This is a genomic window from Micromonospora sp. NPDC057141 (genome assembly GCF_042670805.1).
Taxonomy (GTDB): domain Bacteria; phylum Actinomycetota; class Actinomycetes; order Mycobacteriales; family Micromonosporaceae; genus Micromonospora.
The window spans coordinates 35,439-47,082 of sequence record NZ_JBHUVA010000050.1 but is presented as its reverse complement, the minus strand read 5'-3'; the positions used below and the strand labels follow the sequence as shown (position 1 = coordinate 47,082).

Annotated in this window: 1 protein-coding gene and 1 pseudogene (1 of these 2 running past the window's edge); one reads left to right on the top strand and one right to left on the bottom strand. The window is 75.2% G+C overall.

What is annotated here, in order from left to right; genetic code table 11:
• Positions 1 to 223 precede the first annotated feature (223 nt).
• Positions 224 to 394 (top strand): annotated as a pseudogene (locus ACFT41_RS22240) (DUF397 domain-containing protein); the annotation flags it as partial.
• Positions 395 to 897: 503 nt separating this feature from the next.
• Here ACFT41_RS22240 and ACFT41_RS22235 read toward each other — a convergent pair.
• On the bottom strand, positions 898 to 11,644 hold the 3' portion of the coding sequence (locus tag ACFT41_RS22235; protein ID WP_377613966.1) for a type I polyketide synthase. It continues 19,316 nt past the right edge of the window; only the last 10,747 of its 30,063 coding nucleotides appear in the window; its start codon lies beyond the right edge, outside the window; the stop codon is at positions 898 to 900.

The window sequence follows — 11,644 nt, the reverse complement described above, 5'->3', positions numbered from 1 at the left end:
AACGACCGACCCCGTAAGATCCATGATTGGAAGAAGCCCTCCGAGATATTCGCCGAACTCGTAGAGGCAAATGCTTCGACCGCCTGAATTCGCCGTGGCCAACTGGCCCGAGTGATGCCGTGCTTTCCCTGATCGAGCGTGATCTGTTTCTCGATCACCTGCGGCAAACCAGGTAAGCCGAATCCGGCACAGGCTCCCAGAAGGAGGCAGCGCAGACGTGGACATGACCGACGCCAAGTGGCGCAAGAGCAGCGGCAGCAACGGCGGTTCGTGCGTGGAGGTTGCCGACAACTTGCCGGGCACCGTCCTGGTCCGAGACACGAAGGACCGCGAAGGCGGCACCCTCGACTTCACGCCGGGCAACTGGCAGTCGTTCGTCAACCTGGCCAAGCAGTTCGGGCCAGCCGCCTCACCAGCACGCCGAGAAACCCAGGCCACCCAGCAAAGGCGGCCAGGGGTTCCTCTTCAGTCCTCACCCGCAGTCATCCGGGGCGCGAGACTGTCTGACGGAGCGCAGGTACGATCGCCGCCAAGTGCGTCGAGGCATCAACCGAAAACAACGGCGAGCTGCACAGGTTAGACATTCCTTCCAACCACCACGCGCCCACGACAACCGCGCTAGCTCCTTCCTCTTGAGTGCCGCCACAATCGGAATACCTGCACCAGCGCATTAACTACGAGAACCGTCGTCAGCAAGGGCAGCAGGTCGATTATCCAGTCCAACTTTCGCCATTCGCCCGGCTCGAATGCAAGCGTCACAAGAAAGGCGAAAACGATTACCACTCCAGCGACTTGCAGAGTGGCAATTGCCAGGAATCGGAAAGCTGATCGCATGTTGGACCCTTTGCTGCCTAACGTCATGCATCGCGGAACGGCTCAACAGGCAGTCGACCTGGTTCAGAATACCCTCCCGATATTGCCGTCGGGCCCGCCCAGCTCCCGGTGGATGAAGTCGAACAGCTCGGCGTCGCTGGCTCCGTCGAGCGTCGGCACCACGGGCGCGTCGGCCGGCGCGGGCCGGTCGTCGCCCCAGCGGGCCAGGAACGCCTGCATCTGCACCAGCAGCTTCTGCCGGGTGAGCTGGTCGGGCGCGCTGGCGGCGAAGAGCCCGTCCAGCTTCTCCAGCTCCGACAGCAGCCCCTCGGTGGCCGTCGCCCCGTCGGCCACGACGAGCGTACGCAGGTGGCGGGCCAGGGCCAGCGGCGTCGGGTAGTCGAAGACCACGCTGGCCGGCAGGGTCGCCCCGGTGGCCGCCCGGAGCCGGTTGCGCAGCTCCACGGCGGTCATCGAGTCGAAGCCGACCTCCCGGAACGCCCGCCCCGGGCCGAGGTCACCGGCGTCGGGCAGGCCGAGCACCGCCGCCGCCTGGGCGGCCACGAGTTCGACGAGCACGGCGTCGCGTTCGGCGTCGGTGAGGGGGCGCAGCCGGTCCCGCAGCGCGTCGGCGGCCCCGTCGTCGGCCGGTTCGGCGCTGTGCAGGCCGCGCAGCGCCTCCCGGGCCTCGGGGATCTCGCCGAACAGCGGCCGGGCCCGCACGGCGGCGATGGCCGGCACGAACCGGTCCCACCGTACGTCGGCCACCACGACCTGCGCGCCGTCGGCGACGGCCTGCCGCAGCGCGGCGGTGGCCAGGTCGGGGGCCATGCCGGGCAGGCCGCGGCGGCTGAGCTGGTCGAGGTCGGCGTCGGCGAGCCCGTCGGCCCAGGGGCCGAACGCCACCGACGTCACCGGCAGCCCGGCCCGCCGCCGGTTCTCGGCGAGCACCTGGAGCAGGACGTCGCCGGCCGCCTGACCGGCCCGCCCGCCGGAGCCCCACACGCCGGAGGTGGAGGAGCAGAGCACCAACGCGCCGAGGGCCGCGCCCTCCAGCTCGTCGGCGTAGCGGGGGATGTCGCCGACGGTGGCGACGAGGTCGGCGGCGAGGCCGGCGAGGGTCAGCTCCGCCAGCGGCACGGTGCCGGTGTCGGCGGGCACGTGCAGCAGCGCGGTCACCGGCCGCCCGTCGGCGGCGAGCTGCGCCATCCGGTCGGTGAGCTTTGCGCCTGCCGGCTGGTCCAGCGGCACCACGGCCGCGCCCTGCCGGCCCAGCCACGCCGTGGCGTGCCCGGCGACCACGCCCGCCCCGCCGGTGACGAGGACGGTGCCGTGCGGCGTCCAGCCGCCGCCCGTACCGTCGGCCGGGTCGGTGGCCCGGACCAACCGCCGCGCGTACGCGCCCGAGGCGCGAACGGCGAGCTGGTCCTCCCCCTCGGTGTTGGTGAGCGCGGCGACCAGCGCGGCGGCGAGCTCCCCGGTCACCGTGCCGGGCAGGTCGACGAGGCCGCCGACGTGCCGGGGGTGTTCCAGGGCGGCGGCCAGGCCGAGGCCCCAGGTGGTGGCCTGCCACGGCCGGGCGGCCGGCGCGTCGGCGGTGGCGACGGCCCCGGCGGTGGCCAGCCACAGCGGCGGCGCTTCGCCCTCGCGGCCGGTGTGCGCCTGGAGGAGCAGCAGGTTCGCCGCGAGGCCGGCGGGCAGGGCGTCCTGCCCGGGGTGCGGGGCCTCGTCGAGGGCGAGCAGGGACAGCAGCCCGGTCGGCTGGTGCGTCGCGCAGGCAAGCGCCAGGTCGGCGGCGAGTCCGTCCCGGTCGACGGTCGCCGGGTCCACGGTGAGCAGGTGCACGGCCGCCCCGCCGGCGCGCAGCGCGTCGGCGACGGCACCGGCGGCCTCCCGGGGCGGCGCGACGACCAGCCACGTGCCCGGCTCGCTGGCGGTGAGCCGCTGGGGCCGCCAGGTGACCCGGTAGCGCCAGCCGGCGATCGTGTCGTCCTCGTGCTGGCGGCGCCGCCACGACTCCAGCTCCGGCAGGAGGTCCCGCAGGGGCTGGCTGGTGTCGATGCCGAGCCGGTCCAGGTCGCCGTCGGTGACCGCCCGCCAGAACGCGGCGTCGGCCCGGTCCGCCCCGCCGGTCGGCGACGCGGTGAGGGTGGGCCAGTAGCGCTGCGGCTGGAACGCGTACGTGGGCAGCTCCGGCAGGTCGCGCGGGGCGGGCCGGGGGCCGGCGAGCGGGGCGAGCAGCGCCGCCCAGTCGAGGTCCCGGCCGGTCGCGTAGCGGGTGGCGAGGGCGGCGAGCAGCGCCGCCGGCTCCGGCACGCCGGCCCGCAGGGCGGCCACGGCAGTGGCGTCGTCGGGCAGCAGCTCCGCGTTCATCGCGGTGAGCACGGCGGCGGGGCCGATCTCCAGGTACGTGTCGACGCCCGCCCCGCGCAGCGCGGCGATCCCGTCGGCGTAGCGGACGGCCTCGCGCACGTGCCGCACCCAGTAGCCGACGGTGCGGATCTCGTCGGCGTCGGCGAGGGCCCCGGTCAGGTTGGACACCACCGGCACCAGCGGCGCGGCGAACGTCAGCGTCTCCAGGGTTGCCCGGAACTCGGCCAGCATCGGCTCCATCAGCGGGCTGTGGAACGCATGACTGACGGTCAGCCGACGGGTCCGAACACCCCGCTCCCGCCACGCTCCCTCGATCTCGTCCAGGGCCTCGACGGCCCCGGAGACCACCACGGCCGACGGGCCGTTGACGGCGGCGATCCCGACATCGGCGCGACCGGCGATCGACCCCGCCACCTCGGCCTCGGCCGCGTTGACCGCGAGCATCCCGCCCCCGGCCGGCAACGCCTTCATCAGGCGACCCCGGGCGGCCACGAGCTGACACGCGTCGGCCAGGGACAACACCCCCGCCACATGCGCCGCCGCGATCTCCCCGACCGAGTGCCCCCCGACGAAGTCCGGCACCATCCCGAACGACTCGACCAGGCGGAACAACGCCACCTCGACCGCGAACAGACCCGCCTGCGTGAACACCGTCTGACCCAGCAGTTCGGCCTCGGCGGAACCCTCCGCAGCGAACAGCACCTCCCGCAACGGCTGCGGCAGCAACGGATCGAGCTGGACGCACACCTCGTCCAACACCGACGCGAACACCGGGAACGCGGCGTACAGCTCCCGGCCCATGCCGGCGCGCTGCGCGCCCTGACCGGAGAACAGGACGGCGGTGCCGCCCGTCGCCGTCGGGGCGGGCGCCACGAGGGCGGGGTGGGTGCCGCCGGTGGCGAGGGCACGCAGCGCCGCGAGGCGGGCCTGCGGGTCGGCGGCGACGACCGTCGCCCGGTGGGCCAGGTGCGCGCGGCCTTCGGCCAGCGCCCAGGCCACCGCCCCGGCGTCGATCGCATCGGCGTCGACCGTGCCGCCGTCGGCCGTACCGTCGCTCGGGGTTGCCGGGCCGGCGAGCCGGCGGGCCAGCCGGTCGGCCTGGTCGCGCAGTCCGGCGGCCGTGGCGGCGGAGAGCGGCCAGGGCAGCGCCGCGCCGCCCGACGCCGGCCTGCCGTCCAGCTCGGTGGAATCGGGCAGCCCAGCGGAATCGACCAGATCCTCCGCCGGTGCCTGTTCGAGGATCACGTGGGCGTTGGTGCCGGAGATCCCGAAGGACGACACCCCGCCCCGGCGGGTGCGGCCGTCGGCGTCCCACGGGCGGGCCTCGGTGAGCAGCGCCAGCGGGCCCGCCGCCCAGTCCACGTGCGGCGACGGCTCGCCGGCGTGCAGGGTAGCCGGCAGGGTCCCGTGCCGCAGCGCGAGCACCATCTTGATCAGGCTGGCCGCGCCGGCCGCCGCCTGCGTGTGCCCGATGTTCGACTTGATCGAGCCCAGCCACAGGGGACGGTCGGCGGGCCGGTCCGGCCCGTACGCGGCCGTCAGCGCCTGCGCCTCGATCGGATCGCCGAGGGTGGTGCCGGTGCCGTGCGCCTCGATGGCGTCGACGTCGGCCGGGGTGAGGCCGGCGTTGGCGAGGGCCTGCCGGATGACCCGCTGCTGGGCGGGCCCGTTCGGGGCGGTCAGCCCGTTGGACGCGCCGTCCTGGTTGACGGCGCTGCCGGCCACCACGGCCAGGACGCGCCGGCCGTCGCGGCGGGCGTCGGAGAGGCGTTGCAGGAGCAGGACGCCGACGCCCTCGCCCCAGCCGGTGCCGTCGGCGTCCGCGCCGAACGCCTTGACCCGCCCGTCGGCGGCGAGGCCGCGCTGCCGGGAGAACTCCAGGAACGCCCCCGGCGTCGACATGACGGTCACGCCGCCGGCCAGGGCCAGGTCGCACTCGCCGGAGCGCAGCGCCTGCGCGGCCAGGTGCAGCGCGACGAGCGACGACGAGCACGCCGTGTCGACGGTGACCGCCGGCCCGTGCAGCCCGAACGAGTACGCCAGCCGGCCGGACACCACCGACGCGCCGTTGCCGGTGGCCTGGTAGCCCTCCACCTCGGAGCGGGCGCCCAGCAGCAGGGTCGCGTAGTCCTGCCCGTTGGTGCCCATGAAGACGCCGGTGGCGGAGCCGCGTACCCGGTGCGGGTCGATGCCGGCCCGCTCGAACGTCTCCCAGGTGGTGTGCAGCAGCAGCCGCTGCTGCGGGTCCATGGCCAGGGCCTCGCGGGGGTTGATGCCGAAGAACGCGGCGTCGAAGTCGGCCACGCCGTCGAGGAAGCCGCCGCTGCGGGCGTAGCTGGTGCCCACCCGGTCCGGGTCGGAGTCGAACAGGGCGGCGAGGTCCCAGCCCCGGTCGGTGGGCATCGGCCCGATCGCGTCCCCGCCGTCGAGCAGCAGCCGCCACAGCTCCTGCGGCGAGGACACCCCGCCGGGGAAGCGGCAGGCCATGGAGACGATGGCGATCGGCTCGTCGGCCGGCGGCCGGGCCGCGACCACCCCGACCGCCGGGCCGCCGTCGGCCGCGCCGGCCACCAGTCCGGTACGCAGGAACCGCGCCAGCTCTGCCGCCGACGGATGGTCGAAGACGACGGTCGACGGCAGGGTCAGCCCGGTGGCCCGGCCCAGCCGGTCCCGCAGTTGCACGGCGGCGAGGGAGTCGAAGCCGAGTTCCCGGAACGCCCGGCCGGCCGGCACCTGGTCGGTGCTGTCGTGCCCGAGCACCGCCGCCGCCTCGGCGCGTACCAGGTCGACCAGGAGGTTCTCCTGGCCGGTCGCCGGCAGCACGGCGAGCCGCGCCCGCAGCCCGCTGGTGGCGGCGTCGGCCTCCGGCCGCTGCGCCTCGGGGGCGGGGGCCGGGGCGACCCGGTCGAACAGGTGGCTCGGCCGCGCCGCGGTGAACGCGGCGACGAACCGGGACCAGTCCACGTCGGCGATCACCGGCGCGGCCTCGGGGGCGTTGACCCAGCGGCCCAGCGCGGCGACGGCGGCGTCAGGATTGAGGGGGGCAAAGCCTCGGCGGCGCAGGCCCTCGGCGGTCTCCCCGGCGGCCATGCCGTCGGCCGCCCACGGCCCGTAGGCGAGGGCGGTGGCGGGCAGCCCGGCGGCCCGGCGGGCGGCGACGAGGGCGTCGAGCAGGGCGTTGCCGGCCGCGTAGCCGGCCTGGCCGCCGCCGCCCCAGACGCCGGCCACGGACGAGAACACGACGAACGCGTCGAGGTCCCGGCCCCGGCAGGTGGCGTCCAGGTGCAGGGCCCCGAGCACCTTCCCGGCGAGGGTCGCCGACAGGTCGGCGGCGGTCACCTCGTGCGCCGGCGCGGTCCCGCCGGACGCGCCGGCAGTGTGCACGACGGCGGTGAGCGCCGGCAGGTCGGCGACGAGCGCGGCGACCGCCTCGCGGTCGGCGACGTCGCAGGCGACGACCCGGGCCGCCCCGGTCCCGTTCAGCTCGGTGAGCAGTTCGGCGACGCCGGGGGCGTCCGGGCCCCGCCGGGACGCGAGCACCACCTCGGCCGCGCCGTTGGCCAGCAGCCACCGGGCCGTGTGCCGACCCAACGCCCCCGTGCCACCGGTGACCAGCACCGTCCCCGACGGACGCCAACCCGACCCGACCGGCGCGGCGGCGGGCACCAGCCGCCGGCCGAAGACGCCGTTGCGGCGGATCGCCACCTGGTCCAGGGTGCCGTCGGCGAGCACCGCGACGAGCGCGGCGCGGGTGCTGCGGTCGGCGCGGGCGGGCAGGTCGACCAGCCCGCCCCAACGGTCGGGCTGTTCCAGGGCGACGGCGCGGCCGAGGCCCCAGGCGAGCGCCGGCCAGGTGTCGGCGGCCCGCTCGCCGGCAGTGACCGGCATGGCGGCGCGGCTGAGCGCCCACACCCTGCCGGGCAGGCCCGTGTCGGTCAGCGCCCGGGTGAGCGCGAGCAGCGCCGCCGCGCCGGCCGGCACGCCCGGCGCGTCCGGGAGGGCCTCGTCCTGCCGGGGCAGCACGCACAGCACGCCCGCCCAGCCCTCGACGCCGGTGCGGCGCAGCCGCCCGCCCAGCTCCGCCCGGTCGAGGGCCGGCGGGGCGGTCAGCGTGTCGACGGTCGCGCCGGCCTCCGCGAGGGTCTTCGCGACGCCCGCGTCGGCACCGCCGCCGACGGTGACAACGAGCCACCGGCCGGTCAGCCCGGCCGCCGGGGCGGGCCGCACGGGCTCCCACCCGATGCGGTACGACCATCCGTCGAGCGCGGTGTCGCGGGTGCGCGCCTGCCGCCAGTGTGACAGCGCGGGCAGGGCCGAGCTGAGGGCGTCCAGGGCGGCGGCGTCGCCGAGTTGGGCGGCGAGGCCGGTCAGGTCGCCGCGTTCGACGGCGGCCCAGAACTCGGCGTCCCCGCCATCGGTGTCCTTCCGCACCACCGGCGCGGCCTCGGGCCAGAACCGCTGGTGCTGGAACGCGTACGTCGGCAGGTCGAGTCGCTGCGGGCTCGCCCCGGCGAACCACTGCCGCCACGACACCGGCACCCCGGCCACGTGCAACTCCGCCAGGGCGGCCAGCAGTCCGGCAGCCTCGGAGCGGTCGCGGCGCTGCGCCGCCACGGCGAGCACACCCTCGTCACCGGGCAGGACATCCGCGGCCATGGCGGTCAGCACGCTCTGCGGCCCGACCTCCAGGAACGTGTCGACGCCGGCCGCCCGCAGCGCGGCGACTCCGTCGCCGAAGCGGACGGCCTCCCGCACGTGCCGCACCCAGTAGTCGACCGTACGGATCTCCTCACCATCGGCCAGCGCCCCGGTCAGGTTCGACACCACCGGCAGCAACGGCACGGCGAACGACAGCCTCTCCAGGGTCGCCCGGAACTCGGCGAGCATCGGCTCCATCAGCGGACTGTGGAACGCGTGACTGACGGTGAGCCGACGGGTGCGGACGCCCCGGTCCCGCCAGGTCTGCTCGATCTCGGCCAGGGCCTCGACCGCGCCGGAGACCACCACGGCCGACGGGCCGTTCACGGCGGCGATCCCGACGTCGACCCGACCGGCGATCGACTCCGCCACAGCCTCCTCGGCGGCGGCCACCGCGAGCATCCCCCCGCCGGCCGGCAACGCCTGCATCAACCGACCCCGGGCGGCCACCAGCACACACGCGTCAGCCAGGGACAACACCCCGGCCACATGCGCGGCGACGATCTCCCCGACCGAGTGGCCCCCGACGTAGTCCGGCACCACCCCGAACGACTCGACGAGACGGAACAACGCCACCTCGACCGCGAACAGGCCCGCCTGGGTGAACACCGTCTGATCGAGCAGCGCCGCCTCGGGCGTGCCCGCCTCCGCGAACAGCACCGGCTTGAGCGGCTGCGGCAGCAACGGATCCAGCCCGGCGCACACCTCGTCCAGCCCGGACGCGAACACCGGGAACGCCTCCGACAACTCCCGACCCATGCCCACACGCTGCGCGCCCTGACCGGAGAAAAGGACCGCGAGCTGGCCACGCTCGGCGGCCGTGCCGGTGACGATCGCGCCGGAGGGGTCACCGCCGTCGAGCGCCCGGAGCGCGGCGAGCAGGCCATCCCGGTCGGCGACCAGGGCGACGGCCCGCTGCTCCAGCGCGGGTCGGGTCGTCACCGACGACCACGCCATATCCCACACGCCAACGGACTCGTCACCGGCCAACCACCGCGCCCACCGACCCGCCTGCCCCGCGAGGGCGGCATCCGTCCGGGCGGACAGCAGCACCGGCACCACCCGCTCCACCACCACACCCTCGACGACCTCCGCCGGAGGCTGCTCGATGATCACATGCGCGTTCGTCCCGGAAATCCCGAACGACGACACCGCCGCCCGACGCGCCCGGTCGACAGCCGGCCACGCCGTCGCCTCCGTTGCCAACGACACCGCCCCAGTCGTCCAGTCCACATGCGGCGACGGCTCATCCACGTGCAGGGTCGGCGGCACCACACCATGCCGCATCGCCATGACCATCTTGATCACACCAGCCACACCCGCAGCCGCCTGCGTGTGCCCGATGTTCGACTTGATCGACCCGAGCAGCAGCGGATGGTCGGCGGGCCGGTCCTGCCCGTACGTCGCCAGCAACGCCTGCGCCTCGATCGGATCACCCAACGTCGTGCCCGTGCCGTGCGCCTCCACCGCGTCCACATCCGCCGTGGACAACCGCGCGTTCGCCAGGGCCTGCCGGATCACCCGCTGCTGCGACGGACCATTCGGCGCAGTCAACCCGTTCGACGCCCCATCCTGATTCACCGCCGTGCCCCGCACCACGGCAAGGATCCGCCGACCCTCCCGCCGCGCGTCGGAGAGCCGCTGCACCAGCAACATCCCGACGCCCTCCGACCAACCCGTCCCGTCCGCCGACGCCGCGAACGACCTGCACCGCCCGTCGGCCGACAACCCACGCTGCCGGGAGAACTCCACGAACGTCCCCGGCGTCGCCATCACCGTCACACCACCGGCCAGCGCCAGATCACACTCACCCGACCGCAACGCCTGCGCCGCCAGGTGCAACGCCACCAGCGACGACGAACACGCCGTGTCCACCGTCACCGCCGGCCCCTCCAGACCGAACGTGTACGCCACCCGCCCCGACAACACACTGCCCGACGTGCCCGTGCCCACGTAGCCCTCAACCTCGGCCGGCAGGTCCATGAGACGCGTCGCCCAGTCGTGGTACATGACGCCCGCGAAGACACCGGTCCGGCTGCCCCGCAGCCGCGCTGGGTCGACCCCGGCGGACTCGAACGTCTCCCACGACGCCTCCAGCAGCAACCGCTGCTGCGGATCCATCGCCAGGGCCTCGCGGGGCGAGATACCGAAGAACCCGGGGTCGAACTCCGCCGCGTCGTAGAGGAAGCCGCCGTTGCGGGTGTACGAGGTGCCGCTGTTGTTCGGGTCGGGGTCGAAGAGGGATGCCAGGTCCCAGCCCCGGTCGGCGGGGAACTCGGAGATCCCGTCCCCGCCGGCCGCGAGCAGCGCCCACAGGTCGTCGGGGCTTTCCACCCCGCCCGGGTAGCGGCAGGCCATGCCGACGATCGCGATCGGCTCGTCGGTGCCCTTCGTCGCGCTGGCGACCAGTTCGGCCGCCGACTGGCGTACGCCGGCCAGCTCGGACCACAGGTGGTCGGCGAGCACGGCGGGGGTCGGGTAGTCGAAGACCAGCGTCGAGCCGAGTCGCAGCCCGGTGGCCGCGTTGACCCGGTTGCGCAGGTCCACCGCCGTCAACGAGTCGAAACCCAACTCCCGGAACGCCCGATCCGCCGGTACCGCCTCGGCACCACCGTGCCCGAGCACCTGCGCCACCAGGCCACGGACCAGGAGCACGAGTTGCGCCCGGCCTTCGTTCTCGGTGAGGGCGGCGAGCCGCTCGGCCCACCCCCCGCCGCCCTGCCCCGCCTGGCGGCGGCTGGTGGTCGCGCCGACGAGGGCGCGCAGCATGGGCGGCACCACGCCGCCGGAGGCGGCGGCCCGCAGGGCGGGCACGTCGATGGTCGCCGGCACCAGGGCGGGGCGTCCCGCCGCGAGGGCGGCGTCGAACAGTTCGAGACCGGTGGCGGCGCTCATCGGCGTCAGGCCGGCCCGCGCCGAGCGCGCCCGGTCGGCGTCACCGATCGAGGCGGCCATGCCGTCGGTGTCCCACATCCCCCACGCCAACGACACCGCCGGCAGACCAGCCTCCCGCCGGTACGCCGCCAGCCCGTCCAGGAACGCGTTCCCCGCCGCGTACGCACCCTGCCCCGGAGAACCCAGCACCCCGGCGATCGACGAGAACACCACGAACAGGTCCAGGTCCAGCCCGACCGTCGCCTCGTGCAGATGCCACGCCGCGTCGACCTTCGGCGCGAGCACGGCCGCCAGCCGCTCCCCGGTGAGCCCCTCGACAAGCCCGTCGTCGAGGACACCCGCCGTGTGCACCACCCCCGCGAGCCGACCGCCGTCGGCGGTGAGCCGCCCGACCAGGGCACGCACCGCCTCGGCATCGGTCACGTCACACGCCGCCACCTCGACCGACGCGCCCAGCCCCGACAGCCGCCCCACCAGCTCGTCCACGCCCGCAGCGGCCGCACCCCGACGGGACACCAACACCAGTGACCGCACCCCGTGCACCGACACCAGGTGCTCCGCGACGAGGGCGCCCAACGCACCCGTACCGCCCGTCACCAGCACGGCACCATCGCCAACAACCACCGGAGCCACCGGGGCCGACGCACGGACCAGCCGGGGCACCCGCACCCCACCCGACCGCACCGCCACCTGACCACCCACGGCGGCGTCGTCGAGGGCACCGGCCAGCACGGCCGGCAGCTCGGCTTCCCGGTCACCGCCGGCCGTCGCGTCGGACTCCACGTCCGCCAGGACGATGCGGCCGGGGTGCTCCGACTGGGCCGACCGGAGCAGGCCCCACACGGCCGCGCCCGCCAGGTCGGTC